1 protein-coding gene is annotated in these 263 nt (G+C 38.8%); it reads left to right on the top strand.

All coding sequences use genetic code 11. From position 1 onward, the window contains the following. Positions 1-263 (top strand): molybdopterin-dependent oxidoreductase (locus ACRHOC_RS14870; RefSeq protein ID WP_431159413.1); only part of this gene is annotated, 263 nt, incomplete at both ends.

Genomic DNA, 263 nt, shown 5'->3' with positions numbered 1-263 from the left:
AAAGGGACCAGCAACAATAAATCAAATTACAGATCCAGATAGAATACTATTTCCATTAAAGCGCAAAGGAAAGCGTGGAGAAGGAGAGTGGGAACGTGTTTCTTGGGATGAGGTATTAGATACAATTGCTGCAAGAATAAGAAAGGCGATTAAAGAAGATAGACATAATGAAATAGCCTATCATGTTGGTCGCCCTGGTCATGAAGGATTCATGAATTGGGTCTTACAATCTTGGGGAATAGATGGTCATAATTCGCATACTA

Source organism: Winogradskyella poriferorum (assembly GCF_050618035.1).
In the GTDB taxonomy this organism is placed as follows: Bacteria; Bacteroidota; Bacteroidia; order Flavobacteriales; family Flavobacteriaceae; genus Winogradskyella; species Winogradskyella poriferorum_A.
Note: the sequence above shows the minus strand (reverse complement) of the source record. Positions and strands in the feature narration are given on the sequence as shown.